This is a genomic window from Shewanella sp. 38A_GOM-205m (assembly GCF_000518445.1).
Taxonomy (GTDB): Bacteria; Pseudomonadota; Gammaproteobacteria; order Enterobacterales; family Shewanellaceae; genus Shewanella; species Shewanella algae.
In genome coordinates this window covers 227,807-253,703 of the sequence record NZ_JADP01000001.1, presented here as the reverse complement: position 1 = coordinate 253,703, position 25,897 = coordinate 227,807, and the positions used below count along the sequence as shown (strand labels likewise).

Here is a 25,897-nt window from a genome sequence, read left to right as displayed (position 1 = left end):
CACCTTTACTGGCCCGGCTTTGAGCCGAACTCCTGCAACAATTGGCCAAAATCGGCCTTGATGGTATCCAGCACTTTCATCACCTTGTTGGCATATTGAGGATCCGTGGCGTATCCCGCCTCGGCCAGTGCCTTGATAAATTCGCCGGGATTGGCGGCCATCTTGCGCGCCTGGCTATAACGATCGTTGTCGGAAATAAAGCTGACAAAGTCGTTAAAGCTCTGCTCAAAACTGTCATATACCCGGAAGTCCGCCTTTTGCCGCACAGCAGTGCCCTGCTCATATTCCAGGGTAGACACTGCCGCTTTCTCGCCCTGCCAACGCCTGTCGGCCTTGATGTTGAACAGGTTGTTGCTGGACTCGCCTTTATGGCCACGGACCATTTTCTGGCCCCAGCCGGTTTCCAGAGCCGATTGCGCCAGCAGCACTTCGGGTTGAGTCCCCAAAGCATCGGCAGCGGCCTTGGCATGAGGATAGAGTTGTTTGACGAATTCTTCCTGGCTGCCGATGGCCGGCCGCGCCTGCCGCCATGACGGCAATACTTTGCCGCTCAATACCTGCTGCAGGCTGTCATTGCTTGGCAGCGCGGAGGCTTTGGCCGTTTCAGCTTCAACACCGGATATCTTCTCCGTCTGGCCGCCGTTTAAGGCCGCGACACTGCGGTTATCGACATCACCGCGGAGCACTGAGGCCGGGGTAATGTCGGAGTTTTCAGGTGACAACTGCTGCACCATGAGATCCGCCAGCCCCAACATACCTTTGGACGACAGCTCCACCGACATCTGCTGATCGTGCATCTGCTCGTAGAACTTGGTGTACTGGCTGTTCATCGGGCTGTCGGATTCAAATATCGCATTGGCATCACGCATGCTTTTCATCAACATCTGCACAAAGATGCCTTCAAACTGCTGCGCGACTTCCTTGAGCGCCGCCTTTTGATCCTGCTGCGCCTGGGCTCTGAGCTTGTCCAGCCCTCCGAGATCCAGAAATTGCGAAGCATCAGCCATTTTGTTCATAGTCGATAAACCAATGTGCCATTAATCAGATGATGATGAGTTCACCATGCAAAGCCCCTGCCATCTTTAAGGCTTCGAGGATGGCCAACACATCCGATGGCGCCGCGCCGACCATATTCACCGCCCGCACCAACTCATCGAGGGAAGTGCCCGGGTTGAACATAAACATACGTCTATTGTCCTGAGCCACATCTATGGTGCTGTTGCTGGTCACCGCAGTCTGGCCACCGGCCAGGGCGTTGGGCTGAGAAACCTGAGTCGCTTCGGCAATGGTGACGGTAAGGCCGCCATGGGTCACAGCCGCCGGCAGGAGTTTTACGTCCTTGCCGACCACTATGGTGCCGGTGCGGGAGTTGACTATCACCTTGGCCGATTCATCGGCAGGCTCAACCTGAATATTTTCCAGGGTGGCCAGGAAAGATACCCGCTGCGACACATCTCTGGGGGCACTGACCTGAATGGAAGAAGCATCGAGCGCCCGTGCCATACCCGGGCCGAGTAAGCCATTAATGGCATCGGCGGTGCGCTTGGCGGTGGAGAAATCGGCTCTGTGCAGGTTAAAAGTCAGGTGATCGCCATTACCGAAGGGGCTGGCCACTTCACGCTCGACTATGCCGCCGTTGGGAATGCGGCCCACGGTTGGCGTGTTCTGGATAACCTTGGAGCCATCCAGGCCCTCGGCACTGAAACCGCTAACCACCAGACTGCCCTGGGCGATGGCGTAAACATTGCCGTCCACTCCTTTGAGGAAAGTCTGCAGCAGAGTGCCGCCGCGCAGGCTCTTGGCTTCACCCAGGCTCGATACCGTCACATCCAGGGTTTGTCCTGGCTTGATAAAGGGTGGCATATCGGCATGCACTGCCACCACGGCAATATTCTTGATCTTGGGCCTGAAGTTATCCGGCAAATTGATGCCGAAATTCTTCAGCATGGTCTTGAAGGTCTGCTCCGTGTAACGGGTCTTCTCCCCGGTGCCCGGCAAACCGACCACCAGACCGTAGCCTATCAACTGGTTATCCCTGACCCCTTGGATATCGGCGATATCCTTGATGCGCTCGGCCTGTCCCGGCAGGGAAACCAGCAAACAGGCAAGTGCCATGATTAATTTGATTTTCATGAGCTTATCCTCAGAAAGGCCACCAGTCAGAGAGGAAGAACTGGCTCAGCCAGCCCACCTTTTGCGAATCGGCAAAGGTGCCGGTACCGCTGTATTGAATACGGGCATTGGCGACTTTGGGCGAATCTATGGTGTTCTCGGGAGTAATATCCTGCGGCCGAATAATGCCGGTTACCCGGATAAACTCGTCGCCATTGTTGATGGTGATCCACTTTTCACCGCGAATAACCAGGTTGCCATTGCCCAGCACCTGCATCACGTTGGCCGAGATCTGTCCGGAGAGGCTGTTGCTCTGATCGGCATCGGCCTCACGATTGGTATCCATGCTGTCGCCGTAACGGAAATCCAGCGGATTGCCCTTGATGGTGACATTGCTGCCGCCCATATAGAGCGGGTTCACCGACATGTCCGAGCCTTTCTTGATCTTGTTGCCGACGCTTTTCTTCGCCTGGGTTGACTCCACCAGCACCACAGTGATGATGTCCCCTACCCTGTGCGCCCGCAGATCCGAGTAGAGCGAAGACGCCTGGCTATCCTGATAAATAGAGCCGGTCGGGGCTATCCGGGTTGGCGGTGCTTCGGGATACACAGGCGCATAATAGGGATCATCGGCTATGGGTTTATTCTGGGTAGCAGTGCAAGCCCCCAGAAACAAAGCCGGAATGATAAGGAACAAGGGTTTCATCACATCACCTCATCACAGATTCTGGTTCACGTAGGCCAGCATCTGGTCTACGGCCGAAATGACTTTGGAGTTCATTTCGTAAATCCGCTGACTCTCAATCAGGTTAACCAGCTCTTCGGTCACGTTCACGTTGGAGGTTTCCAGCGAGCCCTGACGAATGGAGCCCAAACCGTCGAGCGAAGCCGTGCCCTGAATTGGGGTACCGCTGGCGCCCGTCTCCAGATAGAGGTTTTGCCCTATGGGATCCAGGCCGGACGGATTGATGAAATCAGAGATGGTCAGCTGGCCCACCACCTGGTTTTCGGCGGCGCCCGGGGTTTTAACCGACACTTCACCTTCGGCGGAAACGGTGATACTGGTGGCATCGTCCGGAATGGTAATGGCGGGCTGCAACACATAGCCGGCGCCGGAAGTCACTATCTGGCCGGTATCATCCCGAGTAAACTGGCCGTTACGAGTGTAAGCCGTGGTGCCATCAGGCAGCTGGATTTCAAAGAATCCCGGGCCTTCAATCATCATGTCCAGCGCGTTATCTGTGGTTTGCAGATTACCCTGGGAGAAAATCTTCTGGGTGGCCACCACCTTGGTACCTGCGCCCAGGTTAAGGCCATTGGGCAGCTTGGTGTTGGAAGCACTGATACCACCGGCCTGATTGACCGTCTGGTACAGTAAGTCTTCAAATATCGCCCGGCCCTTTTTGTAGCCTATGGTGCTGGCATTAGCGACGTTATTTGAAATCACCGAGATGTCTGTTTGCTGGGCATCTAGCCCAGTCTTACTTATCCATAACGCGGGATGCATATCAATTACTCCTAGCTAATGCGCATCAATGAAGCGGACGACTTGTCGTTCTCTTCTGCGGTTTTCATCATTTTTACCTGCAGCTCAAACTGACGTTGCAGCTCAATCAGGTTGACCATTTCATCCACGGCATTGACATTGCTGCCTTCCACAGCGCCGCTTTCCACATTCACAAAGGGATCGGCGGCGGCCGGATTGCCGTCCAGAGTGCGGAACAAACCATCTTCACCGCGCATCAGGTTCTGATTGCCCGGGTTGACCAGTTTGATGCGGCCCACCTCTTCAATCACCTCGGCGGTTGCGCCCTGAGGACGAATGGAGATGGTGCCGTCGGTGGCAATCTGGATTTTGTCTATCGGCAACGGCAGCACTATCGGGCCGTTATCGCCCATTACCGGGTTGCCCCTGTCGTTACGCAGTAAACCTGTGGTGTCAAAACTCAGACTGCCGGAGCGGGTATAGGCCTCGCTGCCATCGGCTGCCTGCACCGCAATCCAGCCCTGATCTTTGATGGCTATGTCCAGATCCCGCCCGGTCGATTTGATAGGGCCGGACTGAAAGTTGGCCGAGGGCGACTCTGTCATGGCAAACACCCGGGTAGGCAATCCTTCACCGAAGGCTTGCATCGCACGGGCCTGAGCCATGTCTGACTTGAAACCATCTGTGTTGGCATTGGCCAGGTTGTTACCCCGAACCGCCAGCGCATTCATGTTTTGTTTGGCGCCAGTCATGGCGACATAGAGAAGTTTGTCCACCTGCTGCTCCGTCAATCTTTTTACCTATTCAGGTAAAAGCAAACATCGTGCCAATAAAATGAGCAATCGAGCGCAGTGACAACAGAAGAACTTCAGTAACTTGGGAGTATGTACGGGGAGAAGCGGCAAGACATTGCCGTAGCGGCAATGTCTTGCGCAGGAGGAATTAGCGGATCTGCAGTACTGTCTGCTGCAGTGTATTGTTCACTTCCAGAGTACGGGAGTTGGCCTGGAAGTTACGCTGAGCCGAAATCAGGTCCACCAGCTCAGTGGTCAGGTCGACGTTGGCCTGCTCCAGCGTTGAGGAACGGATACTGCCGAACACGCCACTATTGGCCTCACCGGCCAGCGCTGCACCTGAGTCCAGGCTCGCTTTCCAGGAGGTGTTACCTACCTGGCTCAGACCCTGTTCATTGGAGAAACGCGCCAGAGCCACCCGCGCCAAAGGCACGGTGGAGCCATTACTGTACTTGGCTGAGATCAAACCGTCTGTACCCACTTCCACATTGGTCAGACGACCCACAGTCACCCCATCCTGCGTCAATTCAGTGGCGTTGAACTTTTCCGAGAACTGGGTCGGGTTGTTGAAGTCTATGGTTATCGTCTGGGTTCCGTCCGCCGCAGGGCCGAGAACATTGGCACCGCCAACACCCAACTGCTCTGTGGTGATCACCGCCGGATCTGAACCTATATAACCGCCGACATCGTTGAACTTGAGCACGGCGCCAGTCCAGCCGCCTGCAGTTTGCGCTGTGCCTGTACCATCCGGGTTACCGTCACCATCAGTATCTGTCTGGTAGCTGCCAGCGGCGCCGCCCAGATTGACCGGCTTGTCGTCGATAGCATAATAAGCCACCCAGTTACTCTCGCCCGTGTAGGCGCCATTGTCCGGACGCACAAAATAGGTGGTCAAGGTGTGGGAGTTACCCAGGGAGTCATAAATGGTCACTGCGGTTGAGTTGTTGAAAGTGTCTGACTTGGATGGGTCAAACAGCGCCGGATCTTTGGTGGCCTGGGTGGAGTCCAGGTTCATGCTGATGCCAACATTATTGGTCTTCTGCGGGCTACCGGCAGTATCCGGGATCTGCACCGGCTTGGTAGTGGTCAAACTCACAGAGGTGGAGTTGCCGTCTTTATCGACGGGGAAGCTCTGCAGGAAGTTACCTGCGGCATCGACCAGGAAACCGTTTTCATCACGCTTGAATGCACCGGCGCGGGTGAAAGAGTAATCCTGACTGCCAACATTGGGAGACGTCACGAAGAAACCGCCACCATTGATCGCCAAATCCAACGCATTGTTGGTGGAGTTCAGATTACCCTGGTGGAACTGCTGCGCCACCTGAGTGGTGGTCACACCGCCGCCCACAGTGGTTCTGCCGTTGGAGAAAATCGAGCTGGCGTAAACATCGGCAAACTCGGCCCGGGATTCTTTAAAGCCGACAGTATTGACGTTGGCAATATTGTTGGCTGTGGTATTGAGATCTTTCTGCGCCGCAGCAATCCCACTCAGAGCAATGTTAAAAGACATAATTCACCTCATGATTTTCAGATACTGTCCGGCGCAGCCGGGGCAGAAACAGAATTAAACTTCGGAAACGGCCAGCACGTCGGCCAGTCTGATCCCGCCAATACCTCTTAAGTTCAACACGGCGCCACTGGCCGAGTTGAGCGATACACTGGTCACGTGGGCATAGGCACTGACAATAAGATCCTGGGACTTGCCATCGACAACCCCACTGGCCTTCATGGTGTAGATACCGGCCTCAACGGGTTTACCGTCCTTATCCAGGCCGTCCCATTCCACGTCTATGTTGCCGCCGGCACTGCCATCCACATCAAAGGTCTTGATTACCTGGCCGGCTTCATCCTCAACTGTCACCTTGATGGAAGGCATTTTCTCTGGCGACGTGATCACCCCTTTGAGGGTCGGGTCTTCCTCGGAAACATAGCCGGTGCCCGCCGGGATCAACACTTTCTGCCCCACCAAGCCAGATGCCTGCAATGCCTGACTCGAGGTCATTACCGTGTTGAGGTTCACTATCTCCTCGTTGAGCTTGGAGATACCATCCACGGTAGAAAACGACGCCATCTGGGCAATCATCTGGTCGTTGTCCACAGGCTTGAAAGGATCCTGCATCGACAACTGCCTACTCAGCAGCGAGAAGAAATCTTCCTGGGTCAGCTGTTGATTGTTGCTCTTCTTGGTCTCCGAATCCCCTTTGACACTTATGCTGTCGAGGAAGGGGTTAACTGAACTTACACTCATGGGCTATGTCTCCCTTTATTTGCCCATTCTCAGGGTCTGCTGCAGCATGGACTTGGCTGCATCGGCCACCTGGACGTTCATCTGATAGGAGCGGGAGGCGGAAATCATATCGGCCATCTCTTCCACTACATTGACATTGGGTTTGTAGATAAAACCATCGGCATCGGCCATGGGATGATCCGGCGAATACTCTTTCAACAAGGGTTTATCGCTTTCCACTATGCCCTTAACCTTTACCGCAGCGCCTTGTTGCTGTTGACCATTGGCCTTGGCCAGCTCGGCCTCAAAAATGGGATGCCGCGCCTTGTAGGTCTTATCGATACTGGAAGAGACGGAATCTGCGTTGGCTATGTTACTGGCGGTAGTATTCAAGCGCACAGACTGCGCCGACATTCCCGACCCCGCAACATTGAAGATATTGTACAAGCTCATGATTAATCTCCTTTCAATGCCTTTTTCATCCCGGCGAACTTACCGTCGAGGAACCCAAGCGACATCTGATATTCAAGCGCATTTTGCATAAAGGCCTGCTGCTCTTTTTGCATATCGACAGTATTGCCGTCACCCGTGTCCGGCTGATCCGGTACCCGATACTGCACATGCTGGGCTGTCAGCGCCTTGAGGTCGAAATGCTTTTCAGAAGTTGCCGCCATGCTCATCCCCTGTTGCCGCCCTTTTGCCGCCTGCAACGCCGAGGAAAAATCAACATCCCGAGCCTTATAATGTGGGGTATCGGCATTGGCTATATTGCTGGCAAGCACTTCGGCACGCTGGGCGCGAATGCCCAGAGTGTATTGATGTATGCCAAGGGCCTTATCGAAACTGATCGCCATAAAACCGCCTCCTCCAATGACTCGACAAAAACAAAGCAAGCTTTGTGCCAGATGTAGAGTGGAGGATAACAGATAAGGCAATGATGGCCGTTAGGGTGAAAGGTAAAACAGAAAAGGCCCGTCCAAGTTGACGAGCCTTTCAAACTATTTAATTAAAAATCAAATAATTAGGTGGTTAATTTTTCTTTTGATAATAGATGCCTGGGTTACAGCGCACCATGTCAAATTCATCGGTCAACCCGGCAATCGATTCACTGGCGCCCAAAAACAGTATCCCCTTGGGATTAAGGGCGGCAGCAAATTGCCGCAGTATTTTTGCCTTTGCCTCCGGCGCAAAATAGATAAGCACGTTGCGGCAAAAGATAATGTCAAACTTGCCGAGTAAGGTGTAGCTTTCAAGCAGGTTGTGGGCCCGAAAACTCACCAAACGGCGCACATTCTCTTTAACCCGCATATTGCCGTTGGGCAGGGCTTCAAAAAACTGACGCTTGCGCTCTTCAGACAGGCCGCGGGCCAACGCCAGCTTATCGTATTCGGCGTTTTTACAACGCTCCAGCATGGACGGCGACAAATCTGTGGCCTGAATCATGGCGCCGCCCGGCAAAGCACCCGGCTTACGCTGCTGATATTCAAGCACTGTCATCGCCAGTGAATAGGGTTCCTGGCCGGATGAACAGGCTGCCGACCAAATCTTCAACGGTCGCCCCAGCTTGGCATAACCGGGCAACAATGTATTGCCGAGCAGGTCAAAAGGATACTTGTCCCGAAACCAGAGGGTTTCGTTGGTGGTCATGGCATCGACGACTTCAGCGCGTAACTGACGCTCGGTGGGCCGCATCGACTGCTTAACTACGTCCGACAGGGATGGCAAGCCATATTTCCCCATCAAAGGCGCCAAACGGCTGCGAACCAAATACTGTTTGTTCTCACCCAATACAATGCCACTGTGCTGTTCAAGAAACAGCCTGAATTGATTGTACTCAGTTTCTGCGAGAGATTTATCTGGCACCTTAGTGTCCTAACTATCCGTGAAAACGTCGCTGCAACTCAATGCAGCGCCATTTAAAAACTGGGTCAGCGTTATACCCCAGCCCCATTTGCAACACAAGACATCAAACTCACTATAGTCATAAAAATCCACAGCAGACAGCGACTATAAACTCAGATGCTTGTTAACTGCCGATGCCAATTCATCGGGGTTGAACTTGGCAATAAAATCGTTGGCGCCCACTTTTTGCACCATGGCCTGGTTGAACACCCCACTCAACGAGGTATGCAACACCACCTTGATATGTTTCAGCTTGGGATCATCACGGATCTCGGCGGTCAGGGTATAGCCATCCATTTCCGGCATCTCAATATCTGAAATAATCAGCGGGATCTCATCGGCGACATTGTCCATCTCCGACGCGATGCTTTTCAACTTATCCAGCGCTTCCCGGCCATCTTTGGCGGTATCTATCTGCAGGTTCAACGAAGACAGCGCCCGAATGATCTGCTTACGGGCCACCGAAGAGTCGTCAATCACCATAATATGATAGTGCTGCTCTCTGTCGATTGTGAGAGATTCATCGATTTCTTGACTGATGTCTGTCTTAACCGGCGAAATTTCATCGAGAATTTTCTCAACATCGAGAATTTCAACCAACTCACCTTCGATTTCGGTCACCGCGGTCAGGTAGGAGTATCGCCCTGCCCCTTCCGGAGGCGGCATGATGGACTCCCAGTTCATATTGATGATCCGCTCGACAGACTTCACCAGGAAGCCCTGCACGCTGCGGTTGTACTCGGAAATAATGATGAAGCAATCCTTGACATCATCTATGGGTTTGCCGCCGGTCGCCGCACTGAGGTCGATAACCGACACTGTGGTGCCGCGAATATGGGCCACGCCCTTAACGAAGGAGTTCAACTTGGGCAGTGCCGTCAGCGGTGGGCACTGCAGAACCTCTTTAACCTTGAACACGTTGATCCCGAACCTTTGCCTGCCGTTGAGTTTGAACAACAGAAGTTCGAGACGGTTTTGTCCGACCAGTTGAGTGCGCTTGTTGACTGATTCAAGAATGCTCGACATAAGGCTGCCTTGTTGTCTTTGTATTGATAAATACCTGCTGTCACGCAGACAGGCATACTATTTGCTTTGTCCAAGACACTGGGTCTCAGTCAAATTTCTGACTAAACCTGTGGTGAAGCCAGCACTGGGATCCGCGAATCATTGAAAGTATAGGTGTAATCTGGCGAGACAAGCTAGCCCGTTCATTATGAAAGTAAATTTTGCGTACATTTTGGCTACAATTTTAATGCCCATCCCAGCGGTGGCGGCAGAGAATAGCTTTGTTCCCAGTATATCGGCCGTAGAAAGCCTGGCTAAAGAGGCAGTTGCCAAAAAAGTGCTGGCGGCCGAGAATGCTCAAATTACCATCACCCCGCAGCGACTGGATTCCAGGCTCAAGCCCCCCAGATGCAATTCGCCTTTGACGGCCGAACTTGCCAGCGACAGAGAGATAAGCCGCAACAATACGGTACGCATAGGTTGTAACAGTCCGGAACTCAGCTACCCGTGGCAAATCTATGTCTCGGTGCGGGTGGATATCAGTTACCCTGTGGTAGTGGCTACCCAGACACTGGCCCCGGGCACTGTGCTTGGGCCGGAAAATCTGGCGCTGCGTTACATAGATGAAACCAGTTTGCGCGGCGCGCAATTTGACGATATAGCCACAGTCACAGGTACCCGCCTCAAGCGGCGCATAGCCAAAGACTATCCGGTATTTGCCGCCAATCTCTGCTTTGTCTGCAAAGGTGACAGAGTCTCCATCTATGCCCGTAACGAGAAGTTTCAAATAAAAACTGTTGGTGAAGCCCTGCATGATGGTAACCTTGGGGAACAGATTCGGGTAAAAAACACTCGCTCAGACAAAGTGTTGGAGGCTACTGTCACCAATGTGGGCGAAGTGGAAGTTCGAATGTAAAAAATGCTAAAGTTCCACTTGGCGGTGCCGATAAGACAGCAAGGTAATCAGAGAAAAGGCTGGAGCCGAGATGGCTATGGATATTAAACAACTGCAAAATCAACCCAGGGTGAACACAGGTTCAGTCCCCAAGAACACAGCTCAGAGCAGCCAAACAGCTCAGCAAGGTGCTGCTCCGCAGAAAGCTGACTCTGTTGTGGTGTCACAACAGGCGCAGCAACTGCAAGGAGTACAGAGTAAAATGGCCTCCCTGCCGGAAATAGATCAAAAGAAGATCACCGAAATTAAATTGGCGATCGCCGAAGGCAGATATAAGGTTGACCCGGAAAAACTGGCAGCCAACATATCTCAATTCGAATCAGAACTGAACGAACTCAATAAAGGGTCCTGATGCCTGATACCCCGGATATCACCAGCCTGATAGCACAGCAGACGACTCAACTCGAGCGTCTGCTGAACTTGATTGAGCAGGAAAAAAACGCCCTGCTGGATCGCAATGCCGATAATCTGCTGCAACTGGCCAAAGACAAGGGCGACCTGCTCAATGAGGTCAAGGCGGTAGATGAGGCGCTCTCCTCTCATCCTGAACAAGCCAAACTCAGTCAGCCACCATTGGCCGAACAGGTCAGTGAAGCTCGCGAACTATTGGCCGCTTGCCAACTGCGCAATCAGGAAAATGCCGGCCTGATAGAGCTGAGCATGGCCAGTATCAATCGCCTGGCGCAAGCGCTGCAGGTCAGCCGTAACGCCTCCAGCCTGACCTATGACGGCAAGGGTAAAACCTCAACCATCGCCACCCTGGGCAACGATCTCAAGGCTTGATTAAGACCCGGCTGCTGTTGCTTATAGCTTATTGCGTAAGCTCAACTCTTTAGCGAGAATCATTGCCTGTGGTCCCTGCCCTAGGCTGAAATCAAGATGGTAACCAGGGCACTCAACCCAGAACGCAAAGCTCAGCCCTCAATTCAGCAACACATCTTAAGCCATAAAAGGCCACAAAAAAGCAGCCAAACAAGGCTGCTTTTTGCTTATGCCAATTGAAGGTGCGAGCCACTCTCTACAAAATTTACAAAAGTGAACGCCGCGAGGACTTATTCGCTACCGGCCTAAAAATAAGTGATCTCTTTGACTCGCTGGGGGCGATTTTGCTGCTGATACAGATCCCACACCCGGGCGAAATCCAGCTCCAGTTCGGTCACATAATGATCTCCGGCCGGATAACTGCGCACCACCTTAGCGCCGCGGATCACCCCGGAAACCGAGGCCTGGATATTATCGCCTTTCAGCATCCAGTCACTGACTTTGCTGTCGGCCGACAATCGCTGACCATAGACTTGTTCGGCCAATTCACGATAAGCAGCAATCTTGGATGCCTGCATCGCCATCAGCACCTTTTGCGACTGTTCCTTGGCCGGTTGGCTGGCCAGCGGGGCATAGCCTATTGCCGTCAGCTTGGGAAAACTGCTCGGCGCCTCAGTCTCCCACTGCACATATCTGTCCTTATCGGCGCAGCCCCCGAGAATTAACGCCAGCGCCAGCGTGGCCAATGACAGTGTTTTGTTCCAATGCTTCATTACTTGTCTCCCACTATCCGGCCCTTATCCTCACCACGGCTTTCGTAGCGATAAAGCAGCCCTTCTTTTGACACCACCTTATTGGAAGGCGCCAGGTAGCCGGGCAGCTCTTGCTCCTGTACCCGCACACCGGCTGCCGAAAGCACCCGGTTGTTGTTGACGTTGACAATTCGGCTGTTGAACAGCATTTCACCTTTGGCCTGACTCATGCTGGTGACCAGTACATGCTCCACCGCTATATCGGTCGGCAGTTGCTGCCAATCACGGGTAAGGATGAAATCCCCCTGGGACGTTACCCGCACCGCATCGGCCAGGTTCAAATCCACCAGGTTGAAACCGCGCTGATGAAAGGCCGTCATCAGCCCCTGCTGCAGTTGTGAAGCGAGCGCATTGCTGCTCTGCATGTCTTCCACCATCACAGGTGTCATCACCAATAGCGGCTGGGTCGGCTTGAGAGCGTCATTATGAGTTACCAACTCATCAACCAATTGCTGCGCCAATAGATTGACTGGCGCCGCTTGCGACTTGACCTCGGCCTGCTGTTGCGGCGAAGTCATGCTGCAAGCAGGCAGCAAGAGTAAAGGCAATATACACAGGGCTTTATACATAATATCCATCCCACTGGTACCCTGGCGGGCACTTGCTTTATTGAGGAACCTGGCGACTCTTGGACCTGGCATGAACCTTGGCCTACCTGACTTATGCCGCGCTTTCTCCGAGGTTGTCATTAAGCACTACTGCTAACTCGATTAGCGCCAAGTTCCTTTCACTGGGTAAAGCTATGCAAATAAAATACCAACCTAAGTTAGGGAAGGTGCGAGCAAGTCCCATGTGTGCTCTGCGTCGGCTTACGGGCTTGGATGCAAGGCGTGGTTCGCAGCAAATGGCCTTAGTCCTTTGCAAGAAGCACAACACAACAGACAGGCCTGTAAACCACGCCCTTCGGGGCTTTCACAGCAACCGGCTCTCTGCGTTATCCGACTTCGACAGGCCCCGGCATGCCTTCAGTCAGATGCCTTGAACGCCAATTGCTGTGCAAGCCACTCTCTACAAAAGAGAAGGCCACGAGGACTTATTCGCACCTTCCCTAGGCCTGCAGACCAAGTACAAACAGATGACACCGGCGAACAAACCCAGTTGCCTGGCAGCTTATTACAGGCTTTTACGAAGATGTTTAAAGGGCTTATCTACGCCTTTTCATTACCCACACCTTCATCTGCCCCTTCAATTTACCCACTGGCAGGCAATGGGAACTTATATTCTCTGTTCCCTTATCGGCAAACTCTTGCCGCGCTTTAGTTATGGTCGCAAACTGCGCTGCATCAGCTGTGATTGGATGGCGCTGGCATAAAATTTGAATAGCAAGCGATACCAGTTTAAGTGGCGGCAAAATTCCGTCACCCTGACTCCTATTTTGAGGAACCGTCTTATGAGATTGCGCCCCTTGCTCTTGCTGCCGCTGCTGGGCATCAGCCTGAACGCCATGGCAGAGTGGACCGAGGCCCGAGGTGAAGCCAAAATAATCAATGGCAATTTGACCCAGGCACGGGAAGCGGCAATGGACAACGCCATCAACATGGCCTTGCTCTCCCGTGGTGGCAGTTTTCAATCGACCCAGAGTGTCAGCCAGGGGCGCTTGACCCAAAACGATTTCAGCCTTTCCAGTCAGGCGCAGATAAGCAGTGTCGAACTGGTCAGCGAAATGCGCCAGGGAGACAAGCTCAAGGTGGTTATGCGGCTCGATATTCTCGATGGCCCGGATAACAAGTGCCAAAGCTCAGCCATCAAGGCCGCTATCCTGGTGCCACAGGCCAGCATTAAGGACAGAAGCCAACTGCGTTATGGTCAGTTGGAAAATTTCCAGCGAAGCCTGTCCGAACGGATAGCGGCAACGCTGGATAAACAATCCTCCACCAGTTTTGCCCACCTGCACGCCAAAGAGCGGCTGGATATCAAAGAAGAGCTTATCAATATCCGGGGTTACCGTTTGCCGACCTGGATAAGTGAAATTACCGACAGCCAGTATCTGTTGCTGCCGCAAATCATAGATATCTCCACCGAACCGGCCGAGTCCGGCTTTATGGGCCTGTGGGACAGCGAGCCTCAGCGACTGTTTCAGTTGCAGCTCAGCCTCTATCATGGGATCAGCGGCGAGCAGATCTGGTATCAGAACTACAGCATTTCCGCGCCCTGGGAGTTTGCCAAAAATGAATCCGTCGCCCCCAACAGCGACAGATTCTGGCGTGCCAGTTACGGGCAGGCCATAGATAAGGTGCTGGCCAATGCCAGTAAAGATATCGATATGGCACTGGCCTGCAGACCGCTGCTGGCACAGATAGTCGTGCGTCAACAAGATAGAGTGATACTCAACCTGGGACGACGCAACGGCATCCGCGTTGGCGATCAGTTCCAAATCGTGCTGCAACAAAACCTGCCCGACCGCATGAACCAGATGCGCGCCGTGGCCGGAGAAACCCGGGCGAAAATCACCATAGATCAAGTCACAGAGGAAAGTGCCATCGCAGTGCTCAGCGGTGAAAATGCTGCCCTCAACATTCAGGTGAATGACATCGCGATTAAGATTTAAGCAATTAAATCCAAAGCCTTTTCATCCGGGTGAAAACCAGTATAATCACTGGCGTCTCCCTATAGCTCAACAGGATAGAGCAGTCGCCTCCTAAGCGACCGATCGGGGTTCGAGTCCCTGTGGGGAGACCACTACTTTCTTCTTGTGCTTGCTAGCACAAGTCTCAAGCTTCTTTTAGAACCATCCACCTGCCGATCCAGGCGCTTCAAATTAATGATTTTGTTCTCTGATAGTTTTCTCTTTGGGAAAAAACTGAGTTAGTGATGTGGTCATCTTGGCTTTAAAGCCCAAAGTAGCCAACCAACTTGGATTTAGCTCTCGCTAAGCAATGACCCTTCACCTGCGGTGCGGATGGACAGGAAGCTCGAATGCAGTGAAGGAAAGGACATCCGAGAACGGTCCTTTTCGCACAGGCGAACCTGTGACATGGCGAGACTTGTGCTGCAACATGCTTTCGAGCGCGAGTCAGGGATGTCGAGCTGGCTCGTTGTACATGGATGCATTTGCTCCACAACCTTAGGCCGCTGACAAGGCGGATATCATGGCTTTAAGCCAGAACTCACCAATAAACTTGCGCTTAGCTGCCAGTTCACCATCACCTGCGGCGCGAATGGGCACGCCGTGAAGGACAGGACGTCCGAGAACAGTCCTTTTCGCACAGGCGATCCTGTGACTCGCTGCAAGTACATCCTTGTAAGCTCTGCCTCGGCATCCATGCCTCGGAAGGTCACAGTTCCGCCTGTGCCTGGGAATTAGGTGCATATCTTTAGCAACTCAGTTGTGCTTCGGGTATTCCGGCAGTCAAAACCAACCGCTACGGCGATGAAGCCCTAACCCGCCTTCGAGGCATTGTCAGCTTTGGGGTGACAATCATCACCCGAGTGCACCAATGGACCATTTCTCAACGAGAAACCCATAAAGAGTATCAGGCAGACAGCTTTTCCTTGGAGTGCTGTCAATAAGTGTACAGAAATAGCTATGTTTGTCTCATAATTACTTGGTATCATTGACGATTGTAACTTTAACTTCAGAAGCTAAAGCTAAACAAAGGCTATAATTAGAATGACACGTTCAAATAAAGAAAACCTTAGGGTAAAATCAAAAAATACGGCCTACGCACGCTTTTTTGCGGCCAGAAGATATAAAATGCTTAACTCGTTATCACTATTTTCATTAACAGCGTCTTCATTCTCACTAATATTCATAACTTTGGTAGATAAATACTCTAACTCTAAAATATTTGTCGAAAACACTATTGATCTTCTCCTAGTGATATCTGCAATTATTATTTCTGCGCTATCTCTTGCCATCGCCCTCTCTAATTACTCTGAGAAATCAATTAAAATGTTAAAGAGTGGCGAGGAGCTGAATGAATTAGTAAGAAAAATAGAGCATTTAAGTGATGATGAATATTATGAACAAAAAGAGGCTCTTAATAAAGAGTACACCACTCTCATAAAGAACAGTGAAAACCATCAGGATTTTGAATTTCATTATGGAAAGAAAGAAAGAAAGCGGGAGGAGAGAATAAGTAGCGAAACAACCACTACGAATATAGCTGATTTGATGCGTTTTCGTTTAAAAAGGTACACCACACCCTCTGCTTTCTGTTCAATATCTCTAATCTACATTTCATTCACGTTGCTAACTTTAGTGCTTTTTATTAAAGAGAATGACATTCTTATAGAAAAACAACCAATAAAAGAATGCACTGCCAACACAGACAAGGGGAAAGTCGAAAAAAATGTTGAACCAGACATTTGACCAAAACTCATTACTGAGACTCACAAAAAGGCATGAAATAATAAAATTTTCTCTAGGTCGAAACCTAGAGGAATATAAAGTATCGCTTTCAAAAATCTCTAAGGAAATTAAAGATGAACATTATGAATTGAAATCATGCTCTAGTCACAAAATCACAAGAAATAATAAAACCACCACAATTTACTCAGTAACTGATGCTGCTGACTATTATGCCTTAAAGAAAATAACCGACAATATCAAACGACTATATCGAGTAAAATACTCAAGCCGACATGAAATATCCGAGCAAATACTAAGAATATTTGAAGATAGCTCAGACATGATGATATTAAGACTTGATATAGCATCATTTTTCGAGTCAATAAATATCGGCAAAGTAATTGAAAGAATAAAAACTGATAATATTCTATCTAGGAAGTCACTAGAAATTATAGAAAATACAATAAAAAATCTTAGAATAGCAGGGTTACCAAGAGGTTTGCCTATAAGCTCGCCCCTGTCAGAAATCTTTATGGAAGAGTTTGATGAGAGCATTAGAAGTTTAGATGGAATTTATTACTATTCAAGATACGTGGATGACATTATAATTATTTCAACTAACTCCGACAAAAGCCTAAAATCAATTATAACGAAAGAACTAAAATATATTGGACTAGAGGCTAATGAAAAAACTGAGGAGAAAGAAATAAGTAAAAGCACTGAAACAGTAACTTATTTAGGATACCAATATACACTTCACCCTATTTCAGAATCGAACAAGTTAAATAAAAGACATGTCTCAGTTAAAATGTCTAAAAATAAAATAAATAAAATAAAGACAAGAATTGTATTAAGTCTAATAAACTACAACATTCAAAACAAGTCGTATAAAAATAAAGCTATCGACAATTTACACAGACATTTTAGAGACCGGACTTTAAGAAATAGAATTAAATTCCTATCTGGCAACTATGAAGTCAGAGACAACAGCCAAAATAAAAATAATGACGATGAGGGAAAAACCGTCTTGAAGGGTGGGGTATTTTATAATAACCCACTACTAAACAATATCGAACAACTTGAAGAGTTAAATGTCTTTATAAGAAGTTTGTTATTTACAAATAAAAATTCACTTTTTGGGAAAAGAATAAGAAGAATCCCAATAGAGTTAAGAAGAGAGTTAGCATCAACAGATTTCAAGCATGGATTTGAAAGTCGTGTAACACATCGATTTTTTGATTTTCAACTGAAAGAAATTTGTGAGATATGGAAATGACAGAAAACACACAAGATAAAAAGAATAAGAATGGAAAAGTCACTTTAAGGAAAAGCGATTTTAATCGTGTGATATTGACTGACGTTCAGCCATATGAACTTCCATTTATTCTGACAAACGAAGGATTTTATAGCTATTTAAACAGAATACATGATAAAAACAGTATAATTGAAAAAATTATAAATTGTGATGCCGTTACTCGCCCTTTAGTTTATACAATTAACAAAGGCCAAGCATCATCAAGAAAGCTATATCTTATTCACCCATCAAATCAACTCTCATTTTGCAATTTTTATCGTGATTATAAACTACTTATAACTCATCTTTGCAACAGAAGCACTTATAGTTTGAGGTTTGCTAACTCAATTGCTACAACATATTATGAGAAGAGTTATAGCCGTCCACATAAAGATTATAAGGATGAAGGGGTTGAATGCTTCAATGAAGAGGTTTCTTTAAAATATGCCAGCTCATTTTTCAAGTATAAAAACTATGACTTTCTTTACAAATTCTATGACAGCTATGAGTTCCACAGAATAGAAAAAAAATTTACAAACCTTTACAAGTTCGATATATCAAAATGCTTTGACTCTCTATCAACCGGGATGTTAATAAAAGCTCTGAGAGGCGAAAAAAACAAAAAGGAACTAAGGAACTCCTTTAGCTTTGAAACCGAGTTCATCAGGAGAATTGAAAACTGTAATAATGGTAGAGACCATGGGATTGTAATTGGCCCTGAATTTTCTAGAATTTTTGCAGAAATTATTTTACAAACTATTGACTTAAACATAAAAAAGGAACTGGGAGAAAAAAATCTACATCAAGGAAGGGATTATGAAATCAGAAGATACGTTGACGACTTTTTCCTTTTCTTCAATAAGGAAACCGTAAAACGAACCGTTATGGAAGTTATTAGCGATAGACTGGAAGATTTTAAGTTCTATTTAAATGAATCTAAATCTGTGCACTTCACTATACCATTCATAACCCCGATAACATCAGCAAAAAAGTCCATACAAGATGAGCTGAATAATCTTTTTGACATTTTTGACGATCAGGAAGCAAATATAGGCCCATCGGAAAACACTGTTCAAGATGAGCCTCACCACAACTTAAGCATCATTAAGAGCCTAAACAGGTACAATTTAATATCAAACAAAAAAATCCGAGATATAAAGTGTATTATTAAAGAAAATAACGTTGATTACTCAGGTATCACAGGGTATTTCTTCACCCTAATAAAAATGAAAGTTGCTGAAATGGATAGCAGGTATAGCTCAAAAATAATTGATGAAATTCAGTCTGAGAGATTATGTAGATTTGCACTAATAATTCTCGAATTAACATTTTTTGTTTACAACATGGATTTGAGAGTTCGAAGTACTTATCTTGTAAGTCAGATAATAATAATCACCAACAGACTTTCCAACAGAATAAATCAAGAACAAAAAGAGCGTGTAATAAAGAAAATTCATGACGAGTCTCAGGGGGCAATAAAGAAATCCATAGCAACTGATTCACATAACCAAGTAGAGATGCTCAATCTAATTATAGCACTTAGTGCTATTGTCGACGATTATAATCTAGATCAAGAAATACTATTTGAATTATTGGGATTCAATACCGAAACATCAAATTACTTTAAACTTATGGTAGGTCTTTTCTACATTAAAAACAATGTCAAATACAAGAAAGTAAAATTCGCAATAACCAGAAAAATAGTTAAAATCATTTCAAACAAGTCCATTAAGGATGACTCTGAAGCTTTACATCTATTCTTAGACTCCATGAGCTGCCCATTTATTAGCATTAAAAAAAAGGAAGAAATTTTCAAACAAGCTATATCAAATTTAAATATATCTGAAGCTGATACTTTAAGCCTCAATCAGTTTTTGAAAACTGCGGATAAATACTGGTTCATAGACTGGAGAAAGTCGGCTCAAGGACATATCGAGAGACTGCTACTTAAAAAGGAGTTGAGAACCCCTTACGGTTCGTGATAGCTTTGTACTCCGAGCAGGCTAGGATATGAATACTGGGTACTCGTACCTTGGATACACACACAACATAACCCTTATTTTAGCCTGCTCACTTACTCGAGAATTTCTCATACTACTTCAATCAACCAAATTTCTTATGCGAAATCGATAATAATCGCTGTCTTTCATTTTCTTTTAATAAAGTAATCGCTTTCACCAGTCTATCAACACTCGACTCCCGAATATCAGTCCCTAACAATTAGGTCGTGGTGATCCCAAGCTCTGCCCTGACATTCTCCACATCTAAGTGGGCATAGGTGCTGGCAGTAATACTTATGTCACTGTGGCCTAGCAGCTTACTGGTGATTTGCCCGTGGTTTCAACATCAGCCGCCACGCATCACGCTACAACTGCTGATCGACCAACGCAGATCATGAATGGTGACACTTTGCCTTCGCCCGCAGTCCCGCTCTTTCAGTTATCCGGTCCTAGAAGCGGCCCTGACTGGATTTTTCGGTCACACCGCCTGTAAGGCTGTTATCTGCATAAACATCATTTCAGTATCAATGGTCTATATCTATCCCATTGATTGTAAAGGGTCTTCAACTCTTGTAAAATCCTGTAGCAAGCTTGAGTGCGGGCTACTTTTGTGGTCACTGGAAGGAAAATCGGTAAATGGAATTAGTCAGCTCTTCGCATTGCGCAGCATCTTATGCTGCTACTCCATCTGTAATTGTCGATGCCATATTCGGTGCACTTTTCGATGCACTTTACCAGGCATCTTGCAATCCATCTCGTTCCACATTTTCCGGCGCACTATCGACAGCAAATCAGGCCAAATCCAGGGCCTGTGTCCCCCTAAGCCCAACTTAATCAGAACGATAAAACTACAGCATTAAGCATCTGCAGCGGCCGACAGGCTAATAACCATACCCTACAATAAGTTGTTTATATTATGTCCCAGTTTATAGAATCCCTTCCCGACTACTTTAATACTGTTAAAAACAGTGACGGCTTTCCTGAGAAATTCATCAACGACCTTTTCCTGATTGGTAAATGCAGCGCCGATACCGACTGCGTGAAAGAGATCCGCAAGCTGCTGAATCAGCATGCGAGCCAGGATATTCAGAATGCCTTCAAGTGCCGCAAGAAACTGATTAAAGGCGAGAAAGAGCCTGATATGAGAGATGTCTTCTGTGTCCTTTGCGAATATGCCAGCCTGTCGGCCGAGCTGGATGTCGATTACCTCTATGCGAGGCTGGGACATACCATTATAGATATTCGAGCCGGTCAGCCACTGGAGGCACTCTGCGAGCGACCCGAGCTGTTGGCACGTTTCCCCTCGGTGACTTTTCTGGCCATCGAAGAAGTGCCCTTTTGTGGACAACAGTTGCCTGAAAGTATCGGTAGCCTGCCACTGCTTGAAAAGCTCAACATTGAAGGCGATTACAAGACACTGCCCAAGAGCATTGAAAAGCTAAAGAAACTGCAAGAGTTTAAAATTGACTCTGTGCCGCTGGAAAGTCTGGATCTTGATTTTCGCCAACTGACAAACCTCAGCAGCCTAACCTGGTACTATACCCCTATCTGCGGCGCCGAGCTGTTTGATTTACCGGCCGGATTGACCAAGATTGATCTGGGCCGAATCCCGGATTTACAACGCCTTGGTACTAATCTGGATAAGCTGCCACAGCTGCAACACTTGAAAATCTCATGCTGTCCCCAACTTGCATCTATTGATGAGAAACTGACCTTAGCCAACCTCAATAATCTGACACTATGGAAGAACCCGTTATTGAGTTCAATCCATGCCAATACGGTTATTGGCAATCAAAAAACATCTTTCACTAATGGCATAGATATCCGCTTTGCCCCAAAGGTATATGAAGATATAACCCGGCTTCAGATCCAAGAAAAGAAACTGCTGGCATTGGTCTGTGAGCATGCTGCATGTTTTCCTCATCTCAAAGAGTTGCACCTGGGTTATGCCAGAGACTTAACCGGCATTCGCTTCCCTTTTGGAGCGTTTTCGCAACTGGAGAGCATCTGGGGAGCAGATTTCGTCGACGACGGCTTCTGGGATGAACTACCTCTATGTCAAAGCCTTAAAAATCTTAGTTTTAATTCGACCAGCTCGGAAACCATACCCGAGTCGTTTAAAGAGATAGCGGCGCTGGACAGCCTCAGCATAATAAACGGCCAGAAACTCACCATAGATGCGTCATTGTTGCCACGAAACATCAAAAAGTTGGAAATCGACCGCTGTCATCGCCTTATTGCACCGACCAGGCTACTAACCCTGGATGAACTCATTCTAAGCTATTGCCCGGTGGACAATGAACGGCAGCTGTTCAGCAATATTTCTACAGCTGTGATGAAATACTACCCTGACGATGACACGCCGGACACGGGGGAAGAGCTGTCTCAATACCTGCCTCAGCCAGAGCGACTCACTTCCTTCACCACTAGACTGGCGACAGCTAAAATCGCCGATCTATTAATGCATTGTCACAATCTAGCGTCGCTCAATATTGACCCAGCCCAAGTTGAGACTGAGCTTGAGGATGGATGCGCAAACCCAAGGGAGGCTTTACCTGGTTTGAATTGCCCCGCCGTTACCCAGTTGACCTCGCTGGAACTGCACAATACAGACGTCGTTACCCTTGGCCCATTGCTAACGAGTAGCCCCAAGCTTGAGACAGTTAAACTCAACAAATTCGACGATTTCCCTGCCAATGTTTCGCTGCCACGGCTGAAAACCCTGTTGATTTCACGCAGTGATCTTAAAACCCTGGCTTCACTCGATGCGCCGGCATTGGAAACCTTGAAACTGGTCCTGTGTTATGAGTTTGGTCTGGAGGCCACCAAGGCCCTGGTGAAATATACCCGCTTGCATCACCTTAAACTGATGGGAATGCACAAGAGCCTGGATCATTTCCCCATGGAGCTGAAAACACTACCGTTAAAACGGCTTTCTCTGAGAGGCGGCGATATCAAGGTTATCCCTGATTTTATCGGTGAGTTTAGCGAGTTGGATACCTTATCTCTGGAGGACTTTGTCACTGAGTCTCTGCCCGAATCCATGTTGGCGCTTGAGAAGCTGGAACGCTTGAGTATCGATTGCTGCAAATTCCTTAAACCTATCCCTCCCAGCTTTAGAAAGCTCAAGCTGAAAGTCCTTTGCTACACCATAAGCAAATTCAGCGGTTTCAACATGAACCCCAAGCTGTATCAAAACTTGCTGACCCCGAATTACACCGAGCAGACCAAGTATCTCGACGATTAAGTTATTAGGTCGATTCAACAGAGCCGCTCAGCACCCCAGTAAGACTTAAACTCGTAAAAGGTTTACAAACTGGAACGCGATTTGCTGCACTGAAGCGCCATGGAGTCACCAGAGCCATTTTTTTGACAAGCGGTTGCCAGGTGGGTACGGCGCAAGGGATTACAGCCGGTAAACGCCTGTCGGCACTCGAAGGCCTGCGCATTGAGCCGCCAGATGCTGTGTTATGTGCCCTAATAGGCAGATTGAGGGGAAATCCCGTTTGGCCAGGGCCATTAAGCTTCCAGCTTCTTGGCATACAACAAGGTGCTTACCGCTCTAAAATGAGTCGGGTATTTGAAGCTATGCTCTCTGGTACAGATTAAGACTTTGGCAAACGCTAAGTACCAAAGTACTGTATTATTTAAACTTTAGAGTCAAAATCCTATCGTCTGCCAGGCGGGGGGTTACAATCTGGGTTTTGACACAGCCCATCTTCAACGAGGAAACCTCCATGACAGAGCTGTTTGCAGCCAATTTGCAAATCATCCAGTCCAGATGGCCACTGGCGGGGGCAATACTCAAACAACAAGCGCCCGGCAGCCTGGATGCGGCCTTGGTGACAGGGCAAAATCAGACCATCAGTGTCGATGGCATTCAGCTCAGCAGCCGTCACAACCGTTTGGCAGAAGCCAGACTGTATATTGATACCCTGCCAGCCGGCGCGACCGAGGTCAGCCTTTATGGCGTAGGAATGGGCGATGTACCCAGCGTATTGTTGGATAATCCGGCCATCTGCAAACTAACCGTGAACATTCTCAACCCGGCCATTTTCGCTCTGGTACTCAGCTACACAGAGCAATCCGAATGGTTGAGCCATCCGGCCGTCACCCTGGAGCTGCAGCCGGAACAACTTAAAGTGACCCAGCCTTATATCGCCCTGATAGCCGACCTTGAACTCTGCAGTGATGAAAATGCCAGGCTCAGGGATCTCTTGGTGCTCGAGCAAAATCTGCCTTATATCAACCGCCGCCATCAGGCGACCGACCCTGCGATAATCAAGCGTCTGCAGGACAATCGCCCTTTTCTGCTGCACGACCCCGATGTAATTGAGCTTAAGCGGCAGGTTCACAGCCATAAGGCCCTGGTCATAGGCGCCGGGCCTTCGCTGGAAGAACATTACGATTACCTGGCCAAGTTGCAAACGCAGCGGCAAAGGCCGCTGATTATCTGCGCCGACACCGCCATGAAGGGCTTGCTGCACCACAATATCCGCCCCGACATAGTGGTTTGCATCGACGGACTTATCGGCGAATACCACCTGCCTTTGGCTCTCAGCGAAGGCATTGCACTGGCTTATTATCCCAGGGTAGCTCCCGAAATCCTCAATGGTTGGAGAGGCCCCAGGTTTAACGCCTATGGCAATAGCGCGCTTTATGATGCGCTGGGCAAAGAGATACCCAAGACTCGCCTTTATACCAATGGCAGCGTGATCCACCCGGCGATAGATCTGGCAGTACTACTGGGCGGACGTGAAATTAGCCTGCTGGGCTGCGACTTTTGCTATTGCCACAACAAGAGCCACGCCTTTTGGGATGACTTTGCCAAGACTTCTCAGGATGAGATGACCCAAACCTGGGTAAAATGCACCACCCAAAAAGTGCAAAATGCCAGCCACTGGGTACTGGATGGCCATGGTCAAAGGGTGGCAACCGATCTCAACCTCAGGGCTTACTTGCGAAACCTGGAAACCTACATAGCCAAGCGGCCCCATGTCAGGTTTTATCAAACCAGCCTCTCAGGCGCCCGAATTAAAGGTTGCCAATACAAGGAGTTGAAACCATGATCCAAGATTCGTTGGCACAACAGCTGCTCGACACTGCCACCGCGTTCAGGCTCGGCAAAGAAGCAGAGGCCTCCGGGCGGCTGAAAGATTGCATAGAGCAGATGCAAGCACGACTGGAACAGCAACAGCTGCCAAGCGAAGCGTTGCAACTGGTCCCCGGCATGTTGGCCTCGCAACAACGCCATGACTGGCTGGGGCTGGCCGACACCCTGGAATATGAACTCGTGCCTTTATTGGCCTAAGCACTCAGGAATACTCTTTCAGTGCCGATAAAGCACTTGAATCACCCAAGCGGAAGAAACTGATGAAACATACGCTTTTTATTGCCGAAGTCTCCAGCAATCATCACAGGGATCTGGAACGCTGCTTTGATTTTATTGCATCTGCGGCGGCCATCGGCTGTGACGCCGTCAAGTTTCAGCTCTTTAAAATTGATCAGCTGTTCGCCCCCGAGATCCTCGAAAAGAGCGAAATGCACAGAAAACGCAAGGATTGGGAACTGCCGGTCAGTTTTCTGCCACAGTTGAAACGCTGCTGCGATAGCCACGGCATTGCGTTTTCCTGCACGCCTTTTTATCTCGATGCCGTCAAAGAGCTTGAACCCTATGTCGATTTCTACAAAATCGCCTCTTACGAACTGCTGTGGGATGAACTGCTGATAGCCTGTGCCAAGACAGGAAAACCCGTGGTCATTTCTGCCGGCATGGCCAACTTCGACGAAGTTGATCACGCTATCTCTGTGTTGAAAGACTCAGGTTGCCGCGATATCACCCTGCTGCACTGCGTATCTGCCTACCCGACGCCTAAATCCGATTGTAACCTGGCGGTAATTGGCGCTTTTCGCGAGCGCTATGGGGTTAAAGTGGGTTGGTCTGATCACAGCGTATCAGCGGCAGTGATTCGCCGCGCCGTTGGCCGCTGGCAGGCCGATTGCGTGGAATTTCATATCGACCTGGATGAACAGGGCGCCGAATACGCCGCAGGGCACTGCTGGCTACCCCAGCAGATGCAGCCCGTGATAGCCGAGTGCCGCGAGGCGGCCCTCATCGACGGCCAGAGCGACAAATTGCTGGCCCCCAGCGAAGCACCGGATCGCGACTGGCGCGCCGACCCCAGCGATGGTTTGCGGCCGCTGAAGCATATGCGGCAAAGCTATCAAGGCAATTGATAAAAAACGGGGGGCATAAG

Annotated in this window: 24 protein-coding genes and 1 tRNA gene; 12 read left to right on the top strand and 13 right to left on the bottom strand. The window is 49.0% G+C overall.

The features are described from left to right. Positions 1-5 precede the first annotated feature (5 nt). From flgJ to N512_RS0101085, 11 genes are all read right to left on the bottom strand, one after another. The gene (gene flgJ / locus N512_RS0101135) at positions 6-1,016 is read right to left on the bottom strand and encodes a flagellar assembly peptidoglycan hydrolase FlgJ (protein WP_028779122.1); all 1,011 of its coding nucleotides are present in this window, start codon (positions 1,014-1,016) and stop codon (positions 6-8) included. Between the two features lie 25 nt (positions 1,017-1,041). Next, positions 1,042-2,133 (bottom strand): flagellar basal body P-ring protein FlgI, encoded by a 1,092-nt coding sequence (locus tag N512_RS0101130; RefSeq protein WP_025011052.1) that lies wholly within the window; start codon positions 2,131-2,133, stop codon positions 1,042-1,044. A 10-nt stretch (positions 2,134-2,143) separates the two neighbouring features. Then, the gene (flgH, locus tag N512_RS0101125; protein ID WP_025011051.1) at positions 2,144-2,818 is read right to left on the bottom strand and encodes a flagellar basal body L-ring protein FlgH; all 675 of its coding nucleotides are present in this window, start codon (positions 2,816-2,818) and stop codon (positions 2,144-2,146) included. Positions 2,819-2,830: 12 nt separating this feature from the next. Then, positions 2,831-3,619 (bottom strand): flagellar basal-body rod protein FlgG, encoded by a 789-nt coding sequence (flgG, locus tag N512_RS0101120; RefSeq protein ID WP_028779121.1) that lies wholly within the window; start codon positions 3,617-3,619, stop codon positions 2,831-2,833. 11 nt (positions 3,620-3,630) lie between these two features. Further along, positions 3,631-4,374, bottom strand: coding sequence for a flagellar basal-body rod protein FlgF (gene flgF, locus N512_RS0101115; protein WP_028779120.1), 744 nt, complete (start codon positions 4,372-4,374; stop codon positions 3,631-3,633). 166 nt (positions 4,375-4,540) lie between these two features. Then, positions 4,541-5,902, bottom strand: coding sequence for a flagellar hook protein FlgE (gene flgE, locus N512_RS0101110; RefSeq protein WP_028779119.1), 1,362 nt, complete (start codon positions 5,900-5,902; stop codon positions 4,541-4,543). 54 nt (positions 5,903-5,956) lie between these two features. Further along, positions 5,957-6,640: a flagellar hook assembly protein FlgD gene (flgD, locus tag N512_RS0101105; RefSeq protein WP_025011048.1), complete on the bottom strand. Its 684-nt coding sequence runs from the start codon at positions 6,638-6,640 to the stop codon at positions 5,957-5,959. 15 nt (positions 6,641-6,655) lie between these two features. Continuing rightward, on the bottom strand, positions 6,656-7,072 hold the full coding sequence (gene flgC, locus N512_RS0101100; RefSeq protein ID WP_025011047.1) for a flagellar basal body rod protein FlgC: 417 nt from the start codon (positions 7,070-7,072) through the stop codon (positions 6,656-6,658). A 2-nt stretch (positions 7,073-7,074) separates the two neighbouring features. Beyond that, positions 7,075-7,473 carry a flagellar basal body rod protein FlgB gene (flgB, locus tag N512_RS0101095; RefSeq protein ID WP_025011046.1) on the bottom strand — a complete coding sequence of 133 codons (399 nt, stop codon included), beginning with the start codon at positions 7,471-7,473 and terminating at the stop codon, positions 7,075-7,077. A 175-nt stretch (positions 7,474-7,648) separates the two neighbouring features. After that, entirely contained in the window at positions 7,649-8,482 is an 834-nt protein-coding gene (locus tag N512_RS0101090) for a CheR family methyltransferase (RefSeq protein ID WP_028779118.1), read from the bottom strand. A 144-nt stretch (positions 8,483-8,626) separates the two neighbouring features. Next, complete coding sequence (locus N512_RS0101085) at positions 8,627-9,547, bottom strand: chemotaxis protein CheV (protein ID WP_025011045.1); 921 nt, start codon at positions 9,545-9,547, stop codon at positions 8,627-8,629. Positions 9,548-9,734: 187 nt separating this feature from the next. Here N512_RS0101085 and flgA point away from each other — a divergent pair, with 187 nt between their 5' ends. From flgA to N512_RS0101070, 3 genes are all read left to right on the top strand, one after another. Next, complete coding sequence (gene flgA / locus N512_RS0101080) at positions 9,735-10,442, top strand: flagellar basal body P-ring formation chaperone FlgA (protein ID WP_028779117.1); 708 nt, start codon at positions 9,735-9,737, stop codon at positions 10,440-10,442. Between the two features lie 70 nt (positions 10,443-10,512). After that, entirely contained in the window at positions 10,513-10,833 is a 321-nt protein-coding gene (gene flgM / locus N512_RS0101075) for a flagellar biosynthesis anti-sigma factor FlgM (RefSeq protein ID WP_025011043.1), read from the top strand. Beyond that, positions 10,833-11,264, top strand: coding sequence for a flagella synthesis protein FlgN (locus tag N512_RS0101070; protein WP_037473786.1), 432 nt, complete (start codon positions 10,833-10,835; stop codon positions 11,262-11,264). Before flgM ends, N512_RS0101070 begins: the two co-directional genes overlap by 1 nt. Before the next feature lie 284 nt (positions 11,265-11,548). Here the strand turns inward: N512_RS0101070 and N512_RS0101065 are convergent, their stop codons facing one another. Next, positions 11,549-12,016 (bottom strand): LPP20 family lipoprotein, encoded by a 468-nt coding sequence (locus N512_RS0101065; RefSeq protein WP_051472584.1) that lies wholly within the window; start codon positions 12,014-12,016, stop codon positions 11,549-11,551. Then, on the bottom strand, positions 12,016-12,633 hold the full coding sequence (locus N512_RS0101060) for a FlgO family outer membrane protein (RefSeq protein ID WP_051472583.1): 618 nt from the start codon (positions 12,631-12,633) through the stop codon (positions 12,016-12,018). The genes N512_RS0101065 and N512_RS0101060 overlap by 1 nt, the downstream gene beginning before the upstream one ends. A gap of 812 nt (positions 12,634-13,445) precedes the next feature. Between N512_RS0101060 and N512_RS0101055 the strand changes: the two genes are divergently transcribed. The 9 genes from N512_RS0101055 to N512_RS0101005 all read left to right on the top strand — a co-directional run bounded on the left by N512_RS0101055 (position 13,446) and on the right by N512_RS0101005 (position 25,877). After that, positions 13,446-14,603, top strand: a complete 1,158-nt coding sequence (locus tag N512_RS0101055; protein ID WP_028779114.1) for a flagellar assembly protein FlgT — start codon at positions 13,446-13,448, stop codon at positions 14,601-14,603. Between the two features lie 55 nt (positions 14,604-14,658). Then, a tRNA-Arg gene (locus tag N512_RS0101050) sits at positions 14,659-14,734 on the top strand. 931 nt (positions 14,735-15,665) lie between these two features. After that, on the top strand, positions 15,666-16,367 hold the full coding sequence (locus tag N512_RS0101040; protein WP_028779113.1) for an SLATT domain-containing protein: 702 nt from the start codon (positions 15,666-15,668) through the stop codon (positions 16,365-16,367). Continuing rightward, positions 16,348-17,622: an antiviral reverse transcriptase Drt3a gene (gene drt3a / locus N512_RS0101035; RefSeq protein ID WP_028779112.1), complete on the top strand. Its 1,275-nt coding sequence runs from the start codon at positions 16,348-16,350 to the stop codon at positions 17,620-17,622. Before N512_RS0101040 ends, drt3a begins: the two co-directional genes overlap by 20 nt. Continuing rightward, complete coding sequence (drt3b, locus tag N512_RS21915; protein WP_051472582.1) at positions 17,613-19,622, top strand: antiviral reverse transcriptase Drt3b; 2,010 nt, start codon at positions 17,613-17,615, stop codon at positions 19,620-19,622. Before drt3a ends, drt3b begins: the two co-directional genes overlap by 10 nt. Before the next feature lie 934 nt (positions 19,623-20,556). Beyond that, positions 20,557-22,887, top strand: a complete 2,331-nt coding sequence (locus N512_RS0101025; protein ID WP_028779111.1) for a leucine-rich repeat domain-containing protein — start codon at positions 20,557-20,559, stop codon at positions 22,885-22,887. A 490-nt stretch (positions 22,888-23,377) separates the two neighbouring features. Further along, positions 23,378-24,709: a motility associated factor glycosyltransferase family protein gene (locus N512_RS0101015; RefSeq protein WP_028779110.1), complete on the top strand. Its 1,332-nt coding sequence runs from the start codon at positions 23,378-23,380 to the stop codon at positions 24,707-24,709. Next, positions 24,706-24,951 carry a hypothetical protein gene (locus N512_RS0101010; RefSeq protein WP_025009376.1) on the top strand — a complete coding sequence of 82 codons (246 nt, stop codon included), beginning with the start codon at positions 24,706-24,708 and terminating at the stop codon, positions 24,949-24,951. Before N512_RS0101015 ends, N512_RS0101010 begins: the two co-directional genes overlap by 4 nt. Before the next feature lie 62 nt (positions 24,952-25,013). Further along, positions 25,014-25,877 carry an N-acetylneuraminate synthase family protein gene (locus tag N512_RS0101005; protein WP_028779109.1) on the top strand — a complete coding sequence of 288 codons (864 nt, stop codon included), beginning with the start codon at positions 25,014-25,016 and terminating at the stop codon, positions 25,875-25,877. Positions 25,878-25,897 lie beyond the last annotated feature (20 nt).